Origin of the sequence: Cupriavidus sp. 2SB (assembly GCF_005503625.1) — a bacterium.
Taxonomy (GTDB): domain Bacteria; phylum Pseudomonadota; class Gammaproteobacteria; order Burkholderiales; family Burkholderiaceae; genus Cupriavidus.
In genome coordinates, this window is the sequence record NZ_SCMX01000005.1 from 127,244 (window position 1) to 146,857 (window position 19,614).

The 19,614-nt window shown below is 66.5% G+C and carries 15 protein-coding genes; 6 read left to right on the forward strand and 9 right to left on the reverse strand.

The features are described 5' to 3' along the window. Positions 1-41: 41 nt before the first annotated feature. From mreD to FFS21_RS04005, 3 genes are all read right to left on the reverse strand, one after another. Positions 42-554 carry a rod shape-determining protein MreD gene (mreD, locus tag FFS21_RS03995; protein WP_137923647.1) on the reverse strand — a complete coding sequence of 171 codons (513 nt, stop codon included), beginning with the start codon at positions 552-554 and terminating at the stop codon, positions 42-44. Beyond that, the gene (gene mreC / locus FFS21_RS04000) at positions 551-1,531 is read right to left on the reverse strand and encodes a rod shape-determining protein MreC (protein WP_137923648.1); all 981 of its coding nucleotides are present in this window, start codon (positions 1,529-1,531) and stop codon (positions 551-553) included. Before mreC ends, mreD begins: the two co-directional genes overlap by 4 nt. A 143-nt stretch (positions 1,532-1,674) precedes the next feature. Further along, a complete protein-coding gene (locus FFS21_RS04005; protein WP_019450345.1) occupies positions 1,675-2,718 on the reverse strand; it encodes a rod shape-determining protein in 1,044 nt (347 codons plus the stop codon). 868 nt (positions 2,719-3,586) lie between these two features. Here FFS21_RS04005 and gatC point away from each other — a divergent pair. The 6 genes from gatC to FFS21_RS32665 all read left to right on the forward strand — a co-directional run bounded on the left by gatC (position 3,587) and on the right by FFS21_RS32665 (position 10,072). Then, positions 3,587-3,886: an Asp-tRNA(Asn)/Glu-tRNA(Gln) amidotransferase subunit GatC gene (gatC, locus tag FFS21_RS04010; RefSeq protein ID WP_137923649.1), complete on the forward strand. Its 300-nt coding sequence runs from the start codon at positions 3,587-3,589 to the stop codon at positions 3,884-3,886. Between the two features lie 50 nt (positions 3,887-3,936). Further along, positions 3,937-5,436, forward strand: a complete 1,500-nt coding sequence (gene gatA, locus FFS21_RS04015; protein WP_137923650.1) for an Asp-tRNA(Asn)/Glu-tRNA(Gln) amidotransferase subunit GatA — start codon at positions 3,937-3,939, stop codon at positions 5,434-5,436. Between the two features lie 19 nt (positions 5,437-5,455). Further along, complete coding sequence (locus FFS21_RS04020) at positions 5,456-5,938, forward strand: hypothetical protein (RefSeq protein WP_137923651.1); 483 nt, start codon at positions 5,456-5,458, stop codon at positions 5,936-5,938. Positions 5,939-5,950: 12 nt separating this feature from the next. After that, positions 5,951-7,024 carry a dienelactone hydrolase family protein gene (locus tag FFS21_RS04025; protein WP_137923652.1) on the forward strand — a complete coding sequence of 358 codons (1,074 nt, stop codon included), beginning with the start codon at positions 5,951-5,953 and terminating at the stop codon, positions 7,022-7,024. A gap of 71 nt (positions 7,025-7,095) precedes the next feature. Next, the gene (gatB, locus tag FFS21_RS04030) at positions 7,096-8,550 is read left to right on the forward strand and encodes an Asp-tRNA(Asn)/Glu-tRNA(Gln) amidotransferase subunit GatB (RefSeq protein WP_137923653.1); all 1,455 of its coding nucleotides are present in this window, start codon (positions 7,096-7,098) and stop codon (positions 8,548-8,550) included. A gap of 310 nt (positions 8,551-8,860) precedes the next feature. Beyond that, positions 8,861-10,072, forward strand: a complete 1,212-nt coding sequence (locus FFS21_RS32665; RefSeq protein WP_283205134.1) for a hypothetical protein — start codon at positions 8,861-8,863, stop codon at positions 10,070-10,072. Between the two features lie 119 nt (positions 10,073-10,191). On the opposite strand, the gene FFS21_RS04040 is transcribed toward FFS21_RS32665, so the two are convergent. The 6 genes from FFS21_RS04040 to kdpE all read right to left on the reverse strand — a co-directional run bounded on the left by FFS21_RS04040 (position 10,192) and on the right by kdpE (position 19,614). Continuing rightward, positions 10,192-10,752, reverse strand: coding sequence for a hypothetical protein (locus FFS21_RS04040; RefSeq protein WP_160471128.1), 561 nt, complete (start codon positions 10,750-10,752; stop codon positions 10,192-10,194). Between the two features lie 140 nt (positions 10,753-10,892). Next, positions 10,893-11,858, reverse strand: coding sequence for a transglutaminase family protein (locus FFS21_RS04045; protein ID WP_137923656.1), 966 nt, complete (start codon positions 11,856-11,858; stop codon positions 10,893-10,895). Further along, positions 11,855-14,497, reverse strand: a complete 2,643-nt coding sequence (locus tag FFS21_RS04050) for a circularly permuted type 2 ATP-grasp protein (RefSeq protein WP_137923657.1) — start codon at positions 14,495-14,497, stop codon at positions 11,855-11,857. The genes FFS21_RS04045 and FFS21_RS04050 overlap by 4 nt, the downstream gene beginning before the upstream one ends. 53 nt (positions 14,498-14,550) lie before the next feature. Next, the gene (locus FFS21_RS04055) at positions 14,551-17,985 is read right to left on the reverse strand and encodes a transglutaminase family protein (protein ID WP_137923658.1); all 3,435 of its coding nucleotides are present in this window, start codon (positions 17,983-17,985) and stop codon (positions 14,551-14,553) included. A gap of 103 nt (positions 17,986-18,088) precedes the next feature. Then, positions 18,089-18,778 (reverse strand): tetratricopeptide repeat protein, encoded by a 690-nt coding sequence (locus FFS21_RS04060; protein ID WP_137923659.1) that lies wholly within the window; start codon positions 18,776-18,778, stop codon positions 18,089-18,091. A gap of 140 nt (positions 18,779-18,918) precedes the next feature. After that, positions 18,919-19,614, reverse strand: a complete 696-nt coding sequence (kdpE, locus tag FFS21_RS04065) for a two-component system response regulator KdpE (protein ID WP_137923660.1) — start codon at positions 19,612-19,614, stop codon at positions 18,919-18,921.

The window sequence follows — 19,614 nt, forward strand, 5'->3', positions numbered from 1 at the left end:
GGTACTGCGGGCGGCGGTGTCAGGGTGTGTGGGAGCTGGCGCTAGATCGGACGCGTCTCGTCGACGTCGCTCGATCGGCGTTGCGGCGCCAGCAGCAGCGCGGTGGCCATCGGCCACAACACGGCCTCGATAACCGGGGCCAGCAGCAGGGGCCAGTCCGGCAACGGCGCACCCATGGCCAGGCGGATCAGCACCGGCACCGCGTGCGCGATGAACAGCAGCGGCATCACGTGCAGGGCCTGGGTGTAGACCGAGAACCAGAGCACGCGGCGGTGAATCGTGATCGCAAAGTACGCCAGCAGGGTATAGGCCAGCGCGTGCTCGCCCAGCAGGCGGGCGTCATGCACATCCATCAGCAGGCCGAGCAGGAACGCCACGCCCATGCCCACCTTGCGGGGCTGGTGGATGTTCCAGAACACCAGCACCAGCGCCACCATGTCCGGGATCCACAGCGTGGTGCCCCACGGCATCAGGTTGAACAGGAACGCCAGCACGAAGGTCAGTGCGATAAAAACGGGATTGACCGGGCGCAGCAGGTATTGGGACGTCGTCACTGGGCGGACTCCGGAGATTTCTGCTTGTCGGCTTTCTCGGACTTGTCGGCGGCCTTTTGCTCGGCACCGGCGCGCGCCGCAGCCGAACGGGCACCCTTCTCGGCCTTGGTCGGTGCAGCCTCCTGCGCCGGACGCGGCGCCAGCCCCGACTCGTAGCGCACCACCAGCAACTGGCGGTGCGACCGCACGCCGGCCACGGGCTCGCAGTACACGCGCGAGAATGCGGTGTCGGCCTTGCGCTCGATCTGGACGATCTTTGCCACGGGCAATCCCGGCGGATAGGTGCCGTCAAGGCCCGACGTCACGAGCAGGTCGCCCTGCTGCAGGTCGGCAGAAGCGGCCATGAAGCGCAGATCCAGCAGGCCGGCACGCGCGCCGCCAAAGGCCACGCTGCGCAGGCCGTTGCGCACCACCTGCACGGGAATCGCCTGGTCCTTGTCGGTCAGCAGCGTCACTTCGGACTGGAACGGCGATACGCGCGTGACCTGTCCGATCACGCCACGCTCGTCGATCACCGGATAGCCGGCACGCAGGCCCTGCGAACTGCCACGGTCGATGACGATGCGCTGGCTGTACGGGTCGCGTGCGTCGTACAGGATTTCGGCTGCCGTCACCGGCGTGGCCGATTGCTGTTCCAGATTCAGCAGCTTGCGCAACTGGCCGTTCTCGGCCTCCAGCTGCGCCTGGCGCACGGCCGCATTGGCCTGCTCCACGGCGCTGCGGCGCAGCTCGCGATTCTCGGTGGCCAGTGTGACCGAAGATTGGGCGTAGTCGAAGACGCCGCGCATCGCATCGCGCGGCACCAGGACGAGGCGCTCCACCGGCATCAGCACGGTAGCGGCCACCTGGCGGGCAATGCGCATGGCGTCAAAGCGCGCGTCGACGATCAGCAGCGCCAGCGCGATCGCCACGAAGACGACCAGACGCGCGACTGCCGATGTACCTTGCTTGAAGAGCGGCGGTGGAGAGTAATCCATTTACCGGTGCGCGGGCGAAACCATTCCGCCAGCGCGTCCGGGCGGCCCTTGCAGGGCGCGCCGGAACGGGCTGGCGGGGGAAGACATCAGGGGATGGAGGGGAGCGGCGACGCCAGGCTTCACGTCGCGCCCCCGGCCTCGTGTTACTCGTACGAGAAAATGCTGCCGAGCTTGTCCATGCGTTCCAGCGCCATGCCGGAGCCGCGCACCACGCAGGTCAGCGGATCCTCGGCCACCAGCACCGGCAGGCCCGTTTCCTCGGCCAGCAGACGGTCCAGGTCGCGCAGCAGCGCACCGCCACCGGTCAGCATCATGCCGCGTTCGGCGATGTCGGCACCCAGTTCCGGCGGGGTCTGTTCCAGCGCGATCTTCACGGCCGAGACGATCTGGTTCAGCGGATCGGTCAGGGCTTCGAGGATTTCGTTCGACGACACCGTGAACGCGCGCGGAATGCCTTCGGACAGGTTGCGGCCCTTGACTTCCATTTCGCGCACTTCCGAACCCGGGAACGCCGAGCCGATTTCCTTCTTGATGGCTTCGGCGGTCTGTTCGCCGATCAGCATGCCGTAGTTGCGGCGGATGTAGTTGACGATGGCCTCGTCGAACTTGTCGCCGCCCACGCGGACCGAACCCTTGTAGACCATGCCGCCCAGCGAGATGATGCCCACCTCGGTGGTGCCGCCGCCGATATCCACGACCATCGAACCCGACGGCTCCGACACGGGCAGGCCCGCGCCGATGGCAGCCGACATCGGCTCCTCGATCAGGTACACCTGGCTGGCACCGGCGCCCAGCGCCGATTCGCGGATGGCGCGGCGCTCCACCTGGGTGGAGCCGCACGGCACGCAGATGATGATGCGCGGGCTCGGACGCAGCAGCTTGGTGTCGTGCACCATCTTGATGAACTGCTTGAGCATCTGCTCGGTCACGGTGAAGTCGGCAATCACGCCGTCCTTCATCGGGCGGATGGCCTCGATGTTGCCCGGCACCTTGCCCAGCATCTGCTTGGCTTCCTTGCCCACCGCGGTGATCGTCTTCTTGGCGTTGGGACCGCCTTCCTGGCGAATGGCCACGACCGACGGCTCGTCCAGGACGATGCCCTTGTCGCGCATGTAGATCAGGGTGTTGGCGGTGCCCAGGTCGATGGCCAGGTCGTTGGAGAAATAGCTACGGAGAAATCCGAACATCAGGAATCCTGTCTTCTGTTGGTTCGCGAGTATGCGAAGCGGCCGGCGCCGCATGCGGCCCGGCCACGAATACGTTTGCAAGGGTGATGGTTCACGGTCCCCCAGGTGCGGGCGGCAATTGCCAGCCCGGCCCCGGCGCGCCCGTTGCCACCGGTGCGTCGAGCCCCGGGCACCTGCGGCGTTTCCGCGCGCCGGCGCGTGCAGCACGCCGGACCTACGGGAACCTTTGATTAAACTCTGCGCGAAAGTTCGCCGCCAGTGGGCCTGCCAGGACAAAAAACCTGACAATGCAGAAGCCTAATCGGAGGAACCAGTTTGTTACGACTGAAAATGCGATGAAAACCGGCCGTTAATCCTCGGTCCGGCCATGGAGCAGGCACACTACTGTTGCACCCTGCCATTGCACTCTGTTGCAAGTCTGCGACGCCCAACCGCTGAAAGCCGGGTTCCGCATCGAAAACTGCACCTGGGATGCCGCTTCGACATTTGCCCGATTCCTTTTCGGAACCTGCGGCTGTGCCGATGGCATCACCGTCAGGCCACCTTGCCGCAGCCCAAGTGGAGTGCGCGTTGCGGGAAGCCTGCAGCGCGTAATGATACCTTATAATTCACGCTGTTTCGGGGCGTTTGGACCCCGAAAAACTTGTAACTTCGACGATCCTGGGGTGTCCCCGGGTGCATCCGTCCGGTACGCCCTGGCTCGCGCCATGATGACCGGCGCATGACGCCCATCCGGCACCCCGACGGCCGCCCGGACGTGGCGAGGTGACCGCCGGCCCCGTGCCCGCGCCCCCGCAGCGCGTGCGGCCGCAACACCTCCGGTCCCCAGGGACTGAACCGTGCGCTCTTCGCAGCGCCGCACCAAGCCATGGCTCTCGAACTCTCCGACGTCAAGCGCATCGCGCACCTGGCCCGCATCGAAACCACCGATGCCGAGGCCGAACAGACGCTTGTCCAGCTGAACAATTTCTTCACCCTCGTGGAACAGATGCAGGCGGTGGATACCACCGGCATCGAGCCGCTGGCCCACCCGCTGTCCGCCGTGCGCGATATCGCCCAGCGCCTGCGCGAGGACGCCGTGACCGAGAGCGACCGCCGCGCCGACTACCAGCGCCCGGCACCGGCCACAGAGAACGGCCTGTATCTCGTACCGAAGGTCATCGAGTGACGCGCGGCCCCGCCCGTCCGTCCTCCCATCCAGACGCCATCTGACCCGACATGACCTTTTCCGCTGATTCCGTGACTTCCCTGCGCCAGATCGCCGACGCACTGGCCGCGCGCACCGTCTCCGCCGAGGAACTCGCGCGCGACTACCTGGCGCGCATCGACGCCGCCAAACACCTCAACGCCTTTGTCGACGTCAATTCCGAACTGACGCTGGCGCAGGCCCGCGCCGCCGACGAGCGCCGCGCCAACGGCCAGGCCGCGCCGCTGACCGGCGTGCCGATTGCCCACAAGGACGTCTTTGTGACGCGCGGCTGGAAGTCCACCGCCGGCTCGAAGATGCTTGCCGGCTACGAAAGCCCGTTCGACGCCACCGTGGTGGAGCGCCTGGGCGCCGCCGGCATGGTGACGCTGGGCAAGACCAATATGGACGAGTTCGCGATGGGCTCCTCCAACGAGAACTCGTACCAGGGCGTGGTGCGCAACCCGTGGAACACCGAGTACGTGCCCGGCGGTTCGTCGGGTGGCTCCGCTGCCGCCGTGGCCGCTGGCCTGGCGCCTGCCGCCACCGGCACCGACACGGGGGGCTCGATCCGCCAGCCGGCTTCGTTCTCGGGCATCACGGGGATCAAGCCCACGTATGGCCGCGTGTCGCGCTACGGCATGATCGCGTTCGCGTCGTCGCTGGACCAGGGCGGCCCGATGGCCCATTCGGCCGAAGACTGCGCGCTGCTGCTCAATACGATGGCTGGCTTCGATCCCAAGGATTCCACGAGCCTCGCGCCCGCGCAGGGCGGTGTGGACGAAGACTTCACGCGCCTGCTGGGTCAGCCGCGTGCTGGCGCATCGGCCTCGCAGCCGCTGGCCGGCCTGCGCATCGGCCTGCCGCGCGAGTACTTCGGCAAGGGTCTCTCCGCCGATGTGGAAAGGACCGTGCGCGCCGCGCTGGCCGAGTACGAGAAGCTGGGCGCCACGCTGGTTGACGTCTCGCTGCCCAAGACCGAACTGTCGATCCCGGTGTACTACATCATCGCGCCGGCCGAGGCTTCGTCGAACCTGTCGCGCTTCGACGGCGTGCGCTACGGCCATCGTGCCGCCGAGTACCGCGACCTGCTCGACATGTACAAGAAGAGCCGCGCCGAAGGCTTCGGCACCGAGGTCAAGCGCCGCATCATGGTGGGCACGTATGTGCTGTCGCACGGCTATTACGATGCCTATTACCTGCAGGCGCAGAAGATCCGCCGCATCATCGCCGATGATTTCCAGCGCGCATTTGCCGAGTGCGACGTGATCATGGGTCCGGTGGCGCCGAGCGTGGCGTGGAAGCTGGGCGAGAAGACCGCCGATCCCGTGCAGATGTACCTGGCCGATATCTTCACGCTGTCCACCAGCCTGGCCGGCCTGCCCGGCATGAGCGTGCCGGCCGGCTTTGGCGACGGCAACATGCCCGTAGGCCTGCAACTGATCGGCAACTACTTCGACGAAGCACGCCTGCTGCAGGTGGCCCATGCGTTCCAGCAGGCCACCGACTGGCACCTGCGCCGTCCGGCCTGAACGCCGGAGTGACGAAGCAATGACGCGCCTGTCTGCCCTCTCTCACAAGCTGCCGGTCTCTGCCCGGCTGCTTGCCGCGCTGCTGCTGGCCGCCACGCTGGCCGGCTGCCAGATTCCGTTCATGGGCCGCTCCACGCCCATCGCGGCACGCGACATCGACCTCGTCGGCAATTGCCAGCGCACCGAGGAAGATGGTTTCCGCGAGGACGCACAACTGCGTGTGGCGGACAACACCGTGCAGCAATTGCAATGGAAGCTGTGGGTAGGCAAGCGCGGTTCGTGCAGCTTCAACCTGGCCGATTTCCGTCAGGTCCGCAAGACGCCGCATATCGAGTTGCGCGCCAACGACGGCAGCGCGTGCAAGCTGATGGTCTGGCAGGACCCGCGCCGCGTGACGCTGGCGCATGCGGGCTGTCAGGCGCGCTGCTCGCCGGGCATTTACGAGGAAGCCTGGCCCGTGATGTTCGAGCCGGGCACCGGCGCCTGCGCGACTACGCGCTGAACGTCAACGATCATGCCGCGTCCGCCGCTTCCCGCCTCCCCTGCCTCGCCACTGGTTCCGACCAGGGCGGGACGCTGGGCGCGCGGTGTGCTGGCTGCAATCGCGATGGGCGTGGCGCTGATGCCCACGGCACCGGCCCAGCCGGCGGTGTCGATGGCCCCGACAACGCCGGTGGTGCCGCTGACGGCGCCGGTCAATGGATCGACAGCATCTGTCACCACATCGGCGAACGAACCATCGGCCACGCTCATCCGGCTTCCAGCCGAGCCGGGCACGCCGGCCCTGACTGCATACTGGTTCACGCCGCGTGAAGGCTCGCTCGCGCGCAGCCAGCCGTTGCCGGTGGTGGTGGCCTTGCACGGCTGCGGCGGTCTCGTGGACATGCGCGTGGCAGCCAGGCGCGCTGGCACGATCGAGGAAGTGATCGACCCTGCCGCCGCGTTGCAGGGCCGCTATCGCGAGTATGCGCAGTGGCTCACCGAGCGCGGCTATGCGGTGTTGATGCCCGACAGCTTCAGCCCGCGCGGCAAGGCGCAGGGCATCTGCACCGAAGCCCTCGATGCCCGCTCGATCGACGACCGCACGCGGCGCGCCGATGCGCTGGCGGCACTGCGCTGGGTATCGAAGCAACCGACCATCGACGCGCGGCGCATCGTGCTGCTGGGCTGGTCCAACGGTGCGCAGGCCGTGCTGGCGACGATCGACGCCAGCCGCCCGTGGCCAGCCGCCACGCCCAACGTAGAGCGCGCGGTGGCGTTCTATCCCGGCTGCCGGCGCGCGGTGCAGCAACATGATTTCCGGTTGCGTACGCCGTTGCTGCTGATGATTGGCGGCGCCGACGACTGGACGCCCGCCACGCGCTGCGCGATGCTGCAGAACGCGGTGCAGTCCCGCCAGCCCGGCGCGCGATTTCGGCTGGAGATCTATCCCGGCGCGTACCATGGCTTCGACGGCACCAGTGAACTTCATGTGCGGCGCGATATCGCCGCACGGCACGGCAGCGGCGTGACCGTGGGCGGCGATGCCGTGGCCCGCGTGGCCGCGCTGGCCCAACTCGACTCCTGGCTCGCGAGTCCCGACCCCTGACACCGGGGTATTGGATTCGACGAACCCATCTTCAGATACAGATACAGATTCAGAAAGACAAGGAATACGCCATGCAATGGGAAGTGGTGATCGGCCTGGAGACGCACACGCAGCTCTCCACGGCTTCCAAGATTTTCTCCGGTACCTCCACCGCGTTCGGCGCCGAGCCCAACACGCAGGCTTCGCCCGTGGATCTGGCGCTGCCCGGCGTGCTGCCCGTGCTGAACCGTGGTGCCGTCGAGCGCGCCATCCAGTTCGGCCTGTCGATCGATGCGAAGATCGCGCCGCGCAGCATCTTCGCGCGCAAGAACTACTTCTATCCTGATCTGCCCAAGGGTTACCAGATCAGCCAGTACGAGATCCCCGTGGTGCAGGGCGGCCAGATCACGATCCAGGTGGAAGGCAAGCAGGGCGTCTACGAGAAGACCGTCAACCTGACGCGCGCCCACCTTGAGGAAGACGCGGGCAAATCCCTGCACGAAGACTTCGCGGGCATGACCGGCATCGACCTGAACCGCGCCGGCACGCCGCTGCTGGAGATCGTCACCGAGCCGGAAATGCGCAGCTCGGCAGAGGCCGTGGCTTATGCCAAGGCGCTGCACTCGCTGGTGGTCTGGCTCGGCATCTGCGACGGCAACATGCAGGAAGGCAGCTTCCGTTGCGATGCCAACGTGTCCGTGCGCCCGGTGGGCCAGAAGGAGTTCGGCACGCGCCGCGAGATCAAGAACCTGAACTCGTTCCGCTTCCTGCAGCAGGCCATCGACTACGAAGTGCAGTGGCAGATCGCCGAGATCGAGGACGGCCGCGATATCGTCCAGGCCACGGTGCTGTTCAACCCGGACACCGGCGAGACCCGCGCGATGCGCACCAAGGAAGACGCGCACGACTACCGCTACTTCCCGGACCCGGACCTGATGCCGCTGGAAATCGACGCCGCGTGGATCGAGCGTGTGCGCAGCGAACTCCCGGAGCTGCCGGCTGCGATGCAGGCGCGCTTTGTGTCGCAATACGGACTGTCGGCCTATGACGCCAGCACGCTGACCGCGACCAAATCGCTCGCCGCGTATTTCGAGGCCGTGGTGACGGAAGTGGGCGCTGCCAGCGCCAAGCCCGCCGCCAACTGGCTGATGGGTGACGTGGCATCGCAACTGAATCGCGACGGCATCGGCATCGACGAAGCGCCGGTGCGCCCCGCCCAACTGGCGAAGCTTCTTACGCGCATCACCGACGGCACCGTATCGAACAACACGGCCAAGAAGGATGTGTTCCCGGCGATGTGGGCGGGTGAGTCGGGCGGCGACGCCGACGCGATCATCGCCGCGAAGGGCCTGAAGCAGATGTCCGACACCGGCGAGCTGGAAAAGATCATCGACGACGTGCTGGCCGCCAACGCCAAGTCGGTCGAGGAATTCCGCGCCGGCAAGGAAAAGGCGTTCAACGCACTGGTGGGCCAGGCCATGAAGGCCACCAAGGGCAAGGCCAACCCGGCCCAGGTCAACGACCTGCTGAAGAAGAAGCTGGGCTGAGTTTTTTCGGTTTTGGTAGTGCAAACGGCCACGCGCGAGCGTGGCCGTTTTTGTTTCTCCCCTCTCCCGCACGCGGGAGAGGGGAGAAAAGAACGGCTAGCGGATAAGGCGCCTCATCGAGCAGTTTCCAGTGCCACGATCCGCACAGGGAATGGATTGGCGCATGGGGTTTCCCCACCCCATCGTCACCCCCTCAATCCATGGTTTGCCGCTTCGTTGTCTGGAAGGATGACCTGGCCGTCGGTGATGCCGTGCCAGGTGCCGCATGCCGATGGCTTCTCTTGAACTCGACGACTTTAGGAGCATTGCCATGGCAGACCAGCAGGGTATTCGTTTCTTTCGAGTGAACACTGGGTGGAGCGAGGACGCCTCCGCGACAGGCGGCGACACGGTGGCGGTGGGTCCGGCTGCCGTGGCCACCGGCACGGAGAACATGGCGTTCGGCATCCTGTCGCGCGCCACCGGCGAGCACAACTCGCTGGCCATTGGCGGCGTGGTGCAGGCCACCGGCACACGAGCACTGGCCATCGGCGGGCACTCGGCGGCGTCGGCGCACGCGGCACAAGCGTTCGGCGCGGACAGCAAGGCCAGCGCCGAGAGTGCGCTGGCACTGGGTTACCTGAGTGCAGCGATTGGGGCGCGCAGTGTGGCACTGGGCGCCGAAAGCTCAGCCGACCGTGACGATGTGGTGTCCGTGGGCAACAGCGCGCGCAAACGGCCCATCGTGAACCTGGGTGACGGCGAAATTGCCGAGGCCAGCACCGATGCCGTCAACGGCCGACAGCTCTACGCGACCAACCAACGTGTGATTGCGCTGGAGAACAGCACGGCCGGCATCCGCTACTTCCGCGTGAAGAGCACCAAGTCCGATGGCGTAGCGAGCGGTGATGATGCCGTGGCCATTGGCCCTGCGTCTGGCGCTGCCGGCCCGGGCAGCCTCGGCATCGGCTATGCAGCCCGCGCCCTCGGCGGACTGGGCTCGATTGCAGTGGGCAGCAGTTCGGTCAGTACCGCCGACTATGCCCAGGCGTTCGGCGTGCGGGCGTATGCCGCAAGCTCTGGCGATGTGGCGATCGGGTTTAACGCGCAGACCAATGGCGGAGGTCAGGCCGCATTGGCGGCTGGCTTCAATGCCAGTGCATCGGCCGCAGAAACGGTGGCGCTAGGCCTGCAGGCCCGCGCTACCGCGCAAGGCGGTGTCGCGATTGGCGCTCGCACGCAAGCCGGAAACGCGGGCTCCGCCGTGTTCGGCCACGAGTCCAGTGCCACTGCCGACAACGGCACGGCGGTGGGTCGCGCTGCCGCGGTGACTGCGGCGAATGGCGTTGCCCTTGGCGCCGGATCCACATGCGACCGCACTAACTCGGTATCGGTGGGCAGTCCCGACGCGCGTCGGCAATTGGTCAATGTCGCGGACGCCACCGCACTGAACGACGCCGTCAATCTGGCCCAGCTGCGTGCCGTGACTGGGGAACTGGAAGGCCTGCGGGCAAGGATCGCCGCGCTGGAGGCGGGTCGATAACATCGGCGCGGATGGCGTTTGGAAACGCCCGGCTTGCTCCCCTCTCCCGCAAGCGTGAGAGGGGAGCAACCGCTCCGATGACTCTCGCTAATCCTCCGGCGGCAACTGGCGCGGATGGATCAGCGTTTTTCCAGAGCCGCCACCCTGGCCTGCAGCTTGGCCAGTTCCGCGCGCATGGCGAGGTACATCGCAAAGTTGACCGCGTCACCCGGTGCGCTGGCATCTGCCACGTTGATGAGTTGGCGAGGCTGCTCTGCCGTGCCGATGGACACCGAAGCGTCGCGGTCGCATACGGAACCTGCGCCGAGCGCCACACCGTTTGTCACCGTCACCACGGCGGCGCAACCCAGCGCCGTACTCTTCTCGGCAGCGCTCGCAGCATTGCTGCCCAGCGCGGTACTGTCGAGGCCGCCGCATTCGGCCGCCCAGCCGATGGCGATGCCGTTCTGGCCCGGCGCCTTGGCGCTGGAACCGATCGCCACCGTTCCCGAACTGAGGCTGCTGGCGAGGTAGCCGACGGACACGGCATCGCCGGGTCCGAATGCGCTGGCATCCAGGCCAATGGCCACGCTGTTGTTGCCCTCCACCACGGCGCGCGGTCCAACACCCACGCTGTTGGTACCAGTGACCGACGCATCGGCCTCATCGCTATTTACACGAAAGTACTCGATCCCCGTCATGTTTCGCTCCAGAAGGTTGACCCGAACGGAAGCCGCGGCTTCCAACGAACCCCGGACGCAGTGCGCCGGGGCTGAGGCCATCATTCCAAAGGGCGCGTTGCCGGGGAATGGATGCGCGCGGAACTAGATGGATGAGACTGTCACGACGGAGTCTGCGCCACCGGCACCATCGGCACCATCGGCACCACACTGACCTCCACCTCCACCGTATGCTCGCCGCCACCGACGATCACGCCGTGCAGCAGCGGCACGTCGCTGTAGTCGCGTGCGATGGCAAGCGTGACGTGGCGCGTATCGGCCAGCATGTCGTTGGTGGGGTCGAGATCGATCCAGCCCGTGACCGGGCACCAGACGCCGGCCCATGCGTGCGAGGCATCGGCACCGAGCAGGCGCGGCTCGCCCGGTGGTGGATCGGTGCAGAGATAACCGCTGACATATCTTGCGGCGAGTCCGATCGAACGCAGGCAGCCGATCATCACCTGGGCAAAGTCCTGGCACACGCCGCTGCGTTGCGCGAAGGCTTCCAGCGCAGGGGTATGCACTTCGGTGGTTTCGGCGTGATAGTCGAAATCCGCGTGGATGCGATGCATCAGGTCGATGGCGCCCGCCGCCACCGGGACGCCGGGCCGGAAGCTGCGCAGCGCGTAGGCGCGCAAGTCCGCGTGCAGCGACACGTTTGGCGACGCGTAGACGAATTCCGATTCCGCATGGAAAGGCTGCCCCGCGCGGTAGCGCAGTTGCTGCGCCGCGTCTTCCCACTTGCGTCCGGCCTCGGGATCGAAATCCCGCCAGCGCGGTACAAGCGTCACCGTACTGCGCGAAGTCAGTTGCATCGATTCGTGCGGCGCGTCGAGCATGAAGTGCAGCACATTGTTGCCGAACGCATCGGTGCGCACGTGCTGGTGCAGAGGCGCCGGTTCGATAACCGTGGCGTGATCGCCCACCTGCTGCCACGCGTACGGCGGCGGCGTGACCACGGCACGTTGCTGGGCGTGTTCCACGGGCCACGCGTACTGATACCGCGTGACGTGGTGCACATCGAGCGTGGTCGGCGCATCCGGCGGCACGGTCTGCGGCGCCGCCGCAGTGTTCTGGGCATCGCTCATGGCAGGTCCGTCTCCGGCGCCACGCCCGCGTGACTGAAATAGCGCCCGCCGATTTCATCGGACAGCTTTGCCATGCGTGCGCCAAGTTGATCGCACAGTGCGGCGAGCTTGGGATATCGGCCTGCTTCGCTCTGGCAGAGCAGCGAGCGCGATGGCAATGCGTCGAGTGGCGGCAGCAATTCGGCCAGCGGCACGCGGCTCTGCCCCGTGGCACCGGTCGGCAGTTGCGCGAGCTTCTCGCGCAGGCGGTCCAGCACGCCATAGAGGCCGCGCGGGTTGGTCGGCTCCAGCACCACCAGATCGACAAGTGCCGCCACGTCGGTGCGTCCCGGAAACAACGCGCGATAGGTCAGCGTGCTGTCGAACAAATGCAGCAGCAGATCGAACCCGCTGCGCGACTCCAGCGCACCGCTGCCTTCCGCCACTTCCAGAAACAGCGCGAGCGTGCCGAGCCGTTCTATGTGTCGGCCGACGAAGACGAGTCGCCACGCCTCGTCGCGCGTCATGCGATCGCCCTGCGCGCCGCTGATGGCGCCCAACTGCATCGACAGGTGTTCCAGCGCGCCCAGCACGCGCAGGCGGTCGTACGCGCCATCGGCGTGACCGGCTGTGCCTGCGGCACACCGCGCACCGGCCATCGCATCCTGGAAGTCGTTACGTGCCGCGAGGATCGTGCGCCAGTGGTCGTTGGAGAGCCGGTTGCGGATCTCGTTGGCGGCACGTGCGTGCGCGGCCAACGTGTTCATGAGTCCCGATATCGCACTCACATCGGCCAGCGCCGACACCAGGCTGCGTTCGAACACCCGCAACGATGCCTGCGGCGATGGTGTCTGCGGCGGCACCAGTCCGAACCACTGTGCAAGCTGGCCGATCATGTTCAGCGTGCCGTCATCGGTCTCGTCATTCGATTCGATCGAGCCGAGGATCTGGCGACACACGCGCACCACGTTCTCCGCGCGCTCGGCGTAACGGCCGGCCCAGAACAAATTCTCCGCCGCACGGCTCGACACCGCGAGCGGACGCGTGGCCGCTTGCAGTGCGGGCAGCGGTGGTGTCCCCGCGCGCGCGGCGCGTGCAGATTGCGGCAGTGGCATCAAGCCTTGCGCGGGTTGGCTCGACAGCACCCAGGTGTCGGCACTGGTGCCGCCCAGTTGCATCGACACCGCTTCCATGCCCGGCTTCGCCAATCGCATGAAGCCGCCCGGCATCACCTGCCATCCGCCCTTGCCATCGGCCACCGCGAATACGCGAAGCATGGCCGCACGCGAGGCGATCCGGCCGCCGCCATCTGCACTCGGCACCCAGCAGGGGGTGTGCGAGAGCGGCAACGGCGCCTGCAATGTGTAGCGATCAGGCGTGGCTGCGATGCGCGCACGCCATGCGCCGAGTTTCTGCAGGCCCTGCTCCAGCCCGAGCGGCGCATCGCCAGGCACGCGCGGATAGGTGGGCATCACGAATGCCTCGCCCAGCAGCCGCATGGCTTCTTCCTGCGCGGCGGCCTCGCCGCACCACCAGCTCATGACCGATGGCAACACCAATTGCTCGCCCAGCAGCGCCTGCGCGATACCGGGCATGAAGCCGTGAATGGCCGGCGACTCCAGAAAGCCCGAGCCGGGAACATTCGACACCACCACGTTTCCTGCACGCATCGCTTCGAGCAAACCCGGCACGCCGATGGTGGAATCGACGCGCAATTCCAGCGGATCGCAGAACACATCGTCGAGGCGGCGCAGGATCACGTCCACGCGCTCCAGCCCGCCGAACGTCTTCAGGTAGACCACATCGTTGCGCACAGTCAGGTCCTTGCCCTCGACCAGCGTAATGCCGAGGTAGCGCGCCAGGAACGTGTGTTCGAAGTACGTCTCGTTGAATGGTCCCGGCGAGAGCAGCACGATCTGCCGCCCCGTGCCCGGGGCCGTGCCGCCGTCCGCAGTGCCGGCCGGCGCGGCCTGCGCCAATGTCGAGATCAATTGCGCGAATGCTGGCGGCAGGCGCCGCACGCGCATCTCGCGGAACGCATCGGCGAACTGGCCCGAGATGATCAGCCGGTTCTCCAGCGCGTAGCCCATGCCCGATGGTGTTTCCGTGCGATGCGCGATCACCGTCCAGCCATCGTCCGTGTGCACGAGATCGACAGCAATGGTCTGCAGGAAGCTCTCGTTCGGTGGCCGATAGCCCTTGAGGGGACGCATATAGCCCGGATGCCCGTACACCAGCCCCGGTGGCAGCAGCCCCTGCTTGAGCAGCGTCTGCTCGCCATAGATATCGGCCATGATCGCGTTGGCCAGCGTGGCGCGCTGCGTCACGCCCGCTTCGATGGCCGCCCAATCCGACTCCGACACCAGAAACGGAAAGAGTTCGAGTTGCCACGCGCGCGTGCCGCCACCCTGATCGGCATAGACGTTGTACGTCACGCCGTTGTCGCGGATCTGGCGCGCCACCGCCGCCGCGTGCGCGTTCAGCGCATCGGGACGCAGGTCGTCGAGTTCAGAGAAGAAGCGGACCCAGGGTTCGCGCAACGTGCCGTCTGGCAGGCGCAGTTCGTCGCGATGGCCGTCGGGCACGGGCGGCGCCGACTGGCCCGCCAGTGCGGCAGGTCCGTCAGGTCCATCGGAGAGTAGCGACGGCTGCGAGGGCACGGCTGGGGGTTCTCCTGCAAAACGATGAAGGGATCAATGGCGAGTGGCGGTCATCACGGCACCACATCGCGCAGGTCGAGCGTGAACGGAAACTCCAGGCTGCGCCGCGCCGGCGGCGCCACGGAACGTCCCGGCGTGTGCCCGATCGAAAAGAACCGCGCCAGGCGCCGGCTTTCCGCCTCGTATGCGTTGACCGGGAACGTCTCGTAATTACGGCCGCCGGGGTGCGAAACATGATACTGGCACCCGCCAAGGCTGCGATCCATCCACGTATCCACTATGTCGAACGTCAGCGGCGCATGCGACGGGATGGTGGGATGCAGCGCCGACGGCGGTGCCCACGCGCGGTAGCGCACCCCGGCCACGAACTCGCCGGCACGTCCCGTGGGCTGCAGTGGCACGGTCTGCCCGTTCACGGTGACGACGTGGCGGTTGTCGTTCATGCCCAGCACGCGCACCTCGATCCGCTCGACGGATGAATCCACGTAGCGCACCGTGCCGCCTGCGCCGCCCTCCTCGCCCATGACGTGCCACGGTTCCAGCGCGTTGCGCAGGGACAGCGACAGGCCCGCCACATCCACCTCCCCCACGCGCGGGAAGCGGAATTCGAAGTGCGGCGCGAACCAGGCCGACTCGAAGACAAACCCGGCGGCGCGCATCTCGGCCAGCACGTCGTCGAAATCGATCTGCACGAACGTGCTCAGCATGAAGCGATCATGCAGCGCCGTGCCCCAGCGCGTGAGCTTGGCTGTGTAAGGCGTGCGCCAGAAACGCACCATCAGCGCGCGCAGCAGCAGTTGCTGCACCAGGCTCATGCGGGCGTGCGGCGGCATTTCGAACGCGCGCAGTTCCAGCAGGCCGAGCCGGCCCGTGGGTCCATCGGGCGAATACAGTTTGTCGATGCAGAACTCCGCGCGGTGCGTGTTGCCTGTCACGTCGATCAACAGGTTGCGCAGGATGCGGTCGATCAGCCAGGGCGGTACGTGTCCGCCGCCAGTGACTTCGCAGAGATCGAGTTGTCGACGCAGTTCATCGAACGCAATGCCGAGTTCGTAGACCTGATCGTTGCGCGCCTCGTCCACGCGCGGCGCCTGGCTGGTAGGTCCGATGAACAGGCCCGAGAACAGGTACGACAGCGACGGATGGTTGTGCCAGTACGCGATCAGGCTGGCGAGCACATCGGGGCGGCGCAGGAACGGGCTGTCCGCTGGCGTGGCGCCGCCCATCACGAAGTGGTTGCCACCGCCCGTGCCGGTGTGCCGCCCGTCGAGCATGAACTTCTCGGTGGAGAGGTGCGTCTCGTGCGCGGCCTGATACAGGTACTCGGTGTGATCCACCAGTTCGGCCCAGTTCGCGGCCGGGTGGATGTTGACTTCGATGACGCCGGGATCGGGCGTCACCTGCAACAGCTTCAGGCGCGGATCGCGCGGCGGCGGATAGCCTTCGAGCACGACCTTCATGCCGGTCTCGGCCGCCGTGGCTTCCACCTCGGCCACAAGCGCAAGGTAATCGTCGAGCGCGGTCAGCGGCGGCATGAAGACGTAGAGAATGCCGCGTTTGTCGTTGGGGGATTTCAGTTCGGCGGCGGGCCCTGCGGCACGGCCCGGATGCCGTACCTCCACGCAGAGCGCGGTGCGCACCACATCGCTGGCCGATTGACCGCGCGCTGGCATCGACGTGGATGCCTTGCCATAGCCGTCACCCGACTCACCGCGTGCTTGGGCCCGGCGCGTAGCCAACGCGGGCTGACTGTTGGCGCTTGCCGCAGCGCCTTGCAACTGGCGCCGCAACGGCGGTGCTGCCGGCAACGGTGCGCGCGGCGCGAACGGGTCCTGGTCGAACTGGTGCGGATAGTCGGCCTTGCTGACCCACGGCAGCGAATCCAGCGGCAGGCGGTAGCCCATCGGCGAATCGCCGGGCAGCAGGTACATGTGTTCGTCGCGCAGGAACCAGCGGCTAGTGAGCCAGCCATCGCCCTCCTCTTCACGCGCCAGCGGCAGCACGTAGCCGGTGACGGCCGACAGCCCCGCATCGAACACGCGCCGCAGCCGCGCGCGCTCCATCTCGTCGTCGAGGCGCGCTTCGAGCGGATCGACATTGACCGGCAGCTTGCGCTCGCGCCACAAGTAGTACCAGACATCCTCGTAGGCGGGCGCGATGGTATCGGTGTCGAGACCAAGCCGGCGCGTCAGCGTCTGCAGGAAGCGTTCGGCGTCTGCCGAGGTATGCGCCTCGGGCGCGCGTTCATCGGCGAACAGTGACGAGTCTTGCCAGCACGGCAGCCCATCGGCGCGCCAGCAGATCGACAGCGCCCAGCGCGGCAACTGCTCGCCCGGATACCACTTGCCCTGCCCGAAGTGCAGGAAGCCGCCTTCGCCATATCTGGCACGCAGCTTGTGGACCAGTTCCGTCGCCAGCCCGCGTTTGGTAGGCCCTAGCGCGTCGGTATTCCATTCGGCCCCATCGCGGTCGCGGGCCGATACGAACGTCGGTTCGCCGCCCATCGTCAACCGCACGTCCAGGGCCTGAAGCTGGCGATCCACGGACAGGCCTGCCGCGTCGATGGCGGTCCATTGCGCCTCGGTATAGGGCCGGGTCACGCGCGGCGATTCATAGATGCGCGTGATCGACATCAGGTGCTCGAACTCTACCTCGCACTCATCTACCGCACCGCTGACCGGCGCCGCACTGCCCGGCTCCGGCGTGCAGGCCAGCGGGATGTGACCTTCGCCAGCCAGCAGGCCCGAAGTCGGGTCGAGTCCGATCCATCCCGCGCCCGGCAGGTAGACCTCGCACCACGCGTGCAGGTCGGTGAAATCTTTCTCGGTACCGCTCGGCCCATCCACGGCTTTTACATCGGGCGCCAGTTGCAGCAGATAGCCCGAGACGAAGCGCGCCGCCAGCCCCAGATGCCGCAGGGTCTGCACCAGCAGCCAGCCGCTATCGCGGCAAGAACCCGAGCCATTCTCCAGCGTGGTCTCGGGCGATTGCACGCCCGGCTCCATGCGGATCAGGTAGCGGATGTCCTGCTGCAACCGCTGGTTCAGCGCCACCAGAAAATCCAGCGTGGCCAGCGGCGTGCGGTCGATGCTATCGACGAACGCCTTGAAGCGCGGCGTCAGCGCATCCTTGACCAGATAGGGCGCGAGGTCGTGCGCCATATCGGGGGCGTAGTCGAACGGGAATTTTTCGGCAGACGGTTCCAGGAAGAAATCGAACGGGTTGAAGACCGACATCTCGGCGACGAGATCCACCGTGACGCGGAACTCCGTGGTCTTCTCGGGAAAGACCAGCCGCGCGAGGTAGTTCGAGAACGGGTCCTGCTGCCAGTTGACGAAATGCTGCACCGGTTCGATGCGCAGCGAGTACGACAGGATAGGCGTCCGGCAATGCGGTGCGGGACGCAGGCGCACGACCTGCGGCGAAAGCTGCACCGGCCGGTCATAGCGATAGTGTGTGACATGGTTCAGCGCGACATGCGTGGCCACTTGCGACCTCCCCCGGGGTTGCCTGCTCAAGCATCGATCAATCGAAACTGCATCCGCGTCAGGCAAGCAAGAGTTGTACCCTGCATGCCTCGCCTACTCCGACTTACATCTGGGATTTCGCGCGCACGCTTTCCTCCAGCAGCGAGCGCAGCTTGGCCAGCGCGCCCGGATCGCCGTGGGCCGCCGCGCGGGCGTACCAGATCTTGGCCTGCTCCATGTCGCGCTCGACAATTCCTGGATAGCCGCGCTCGTAGTAGCTGGCCACGATGTACTGCGCGCTGCCGTCACCGCCCTTGGCCGCTTTCGTGTACCAGGCAAACGCCTGGCCGTAGTCGAGCGGCACGCCACGTCCGGTGAAGTAGTTCGTCGCCAGCGCCATCTGGGCCTGCGTATGCCCGCCCTTGGCGGCACGTTCATACCAGCGGTTGGCCTCTTCCAGCGATTTCGGCACCAGCCCGCCGCGCTCGTGGAGATCGCCCAGTGTGAACTGGGCATGTGTCATCTGGTTGTCGGCGGCGCGGCGCAGCCAGACCAGCGCCTCCTGCGGCTTGGCCGGGGTGCCCTCGCCGCGCAGCAGCATCATCGCGTAGTTGAACTGCGCCAGCCGGTTGCCCTTCTGCGCGGCCTCGGCAAAACCCTTCAACGCCATGTCGAAATGGCCGGCCTCATAGGCGGCCACGGCATCGCGGGTCTGGGCTTGTGCGGGAGCGGGGGTTTCGGTGGCGGCAAGGGCGGGCAGCCCAAGCGCCGTGGCGAGGATCAAGCCGGCCAGGCGGATCGATGGGAAGGGCATGACAGTGGCTCCGGAATCCTGCGGATGGCGAGAAAAGTGTCAGGCTCGTTCCAGTGTAGGATGCCGGCGAAAGGGCTGCTTTATTCGGATGAAGAATATTGCTTTGCTTATATTAGCCAACAACATTCTTTCATCGAATATCAACCTGCGAACCGATATCCCACGCCAACTTCGGTCAGCAAGTGCACGGGCTGGGCAGGATCAGCTTCCAGCTTGTGGCGCAGGTGGCCCATGTACACGCGCAGGTAGTGGCTGCTTTCCGAGTGCGACGGTCCCCAGACTTCGCGAAGCAGTTCGCGGTGCGTCATGACCTTGCCGCGATGGGCGATCAGCACGGCCAACAGCCGGTATTCGATCGGCGTCAGGTGCACCGCCGCCTCGCCGCGCATCACCAGCCGATTGGCCAGATCCACGCGCACATCGCCAAACGATATCTGCGGCGTGCCTTGCGGGTTCGCCTTGGCATGGCGGCGCAGCAGCACGCGCACCCGCGCCACGAGTTCGCCCACGCCGAAGGGCTTGGTCAGGTAGTCATCGGCGCCGGCATCGAGCGCGGCGATCTTGTCCTCTTCTCCGGTGCGTGCGGAGAGCACCAGCACGGGCACTTCCGTCCACGTACGCATCTCGCGGATCAGCGTCATGCCATCGCCATCGGGCAGGCCCAGGTCCAGCACCACGATATCGGGCTGACGCGTGCCGGCGTCGATCAGGCCGCGCTTGAGCGTATCGGCCTCATGCACGGTGCAGCCCTCGGCCTGCAGGGATTCGCGCACGAAGCGGCGGATGTGGGGTTCGTCCTCGACCAGCAGAACGGTCGGCGAGAAATCAAAGGGCAT

Coding starts and splice junctions, on each gene's coding strand:
- gatB (WP_137923653.1), top strand. CDS start 7,096: ATGCAATGGGAAGTGGTGATCGGCCTGGAGACGCACACGCAGCTCTCC.
- FFS21_RS04005 (WP_019450345.1), bottom strand. CDS start 2,718: ATGTTCGGATTTCTCCGTAGCTATTTCTCCAACGACCTGGCCATCGAC.
- gatA (WP_137923650.1), top strand. CDS start 3,937: ATGACCTTTTCCGCTGATTCCGTGACTTCCCTGCGCCAGATCGCCGAC.
- FFS21_RS04020 (WP_137923651.1), top strand. CDS start 5,456: ATGACGCGCCTGTCTGCCCTCTCTCACAAGCTGCCGGTCTCTGCCCGG.
- FFS21_RS32665 (WP_283205134.1), top strand. CDS start 8,861: ATGGCAGACCAGCAGGGTATTCGTTTCTTTCGAGTGAACACTGGGTGG.
- FFS21_RS04040 (WP_160471128.1), bottom strand. CDS start 10,752: ATGACGGGGATCGAGTACTTTCGTGTAAATAGCGATGAGGCCGATGCG.
- FFS21_RS04025 (WP_137923652.1), top strand. CDS start 5,951: ATGCCGCGTCCGCCGCTTCCCGCCTCCCCTGCCTCGCCACTGGTTCCG.
- kdpE (WP_137923660.1), bottom strand. CDS start 19,614: ATGCCCTTTGATTTCTCGCCGACCGTTCTGCTGGTCGAGGACGAACCC.
- FFS21_RS04045 (WP_137923656.1), bottom strand. CDS start 11,858: ATGAGCGATGCCCAGAACACTGCGGCGGCGCCGCAGACCGTGCCGCCG.
- gatC (WP_137923649.1), top strand. CDS start 3,587: ATGGCTCTCGAACTCTCCGACGTCAAGCGCATCGCGCACCTGGCCCGC.
- mreC (WP_137923648.1), bottom strand. CDS start 1,531: ATGGATTACTCTCCACCGCCGCTCTTCAAGCAAGGTACATCGGCAGTC.
- FFS21_RS04060 (WP_137923659.1), bottom strand. CDS start 18,778: ATGCCCTTCCCATCGATCCGCCTGGCCGGCTTGATCCTCGCCACGGCG.